A 474-nucleotide genomic window follows, 5' to 3' on the forward strand; every position below is an offset into this window, starting at 1 on the left:
GTGAGGGATCGCGGTCCCCAGGTTGAGGAAGACGCACCATGTACGCGGTCATCAAGACGGGCGGCAAGCAGTATCGGGTCGCCGAAGGTCAGAAGCTCCGGGTCGAGGAGCTTGCCGGCAATGCCGGTGACAAGGTCACGTTCAGCGAGGTGGTCATGGTCGGCGGTGACTCCCCCAAGATTGGCAGGCCCCTCGTGAGCGGCGCCTCCGTCGCGGCCGAGATCACCGGGCAGGACCGCGGCAAGAAGATCGTGGTCTTCAAGTTCAAGCGCCGGAAGAACTACCGCCGCAAGAACGGCCATCGGCAGCCGTACACCGAGCTCAAGATCACCGGCATCACCGCCTAGTAGGAGAAGTAGACATGGCTCACAAAAAAGGCGGCGGCTCCTCCAGGAACGGCCGCGACTCGAGCGCGCAGCGCCGTGGGGTGAAGGTCTATCCCGGGGCGCCCGTTCGCGCCGGCAACATCCTGGT

2 protein-coding genes are annotated in these 474 nt (G+C 64.8%); both read left to right on the forward strand.

The window, feature by feature from the left end; all coding sequences use genetic code 11:
* Positions 1-38 precede the first annotated feature (38 nt).
* The gene (gene rplU, locus BN4575_RS22795; RefSeq protein ID WP_068979574.1) at positions 39-347 is read left to right on the forward strand and encodes a 50S ribosomal protein L21; all 309 of its coding nucleotides are present in this window, start codon (positions 39-41) and stop codon (positions 345-347) included.
* Positions 348-361: 14 nt separating this feature from the next.
* The coding region (locus tag BN4575_RS22800; protein ID WP_176716462.1) for a 50S ribosomal protein L27 at positions 362-474 on the forward strand (113 nt) is incomplete at its 3' end.

The sequence above is a fragment of the Aeromonas sp. EERV15 genome, assembly GCF_900079845.1.
Lineage (GTDB): Bacteria > Pseudomonadota > Gammaproteobacteria > Enterobacterales > Aeromonadaceae > Aeromonas > Aeromonas sobria.

What these genes read in the sequence shown, in the direction of transcription:
- rplU (WP_068979574.1), top strand. Translation starts at nt 39, where the DNA reads ATGTACGCGGTCATCAAGACGGGCGGCAAGCAGTATCGGGTCGCCGAA.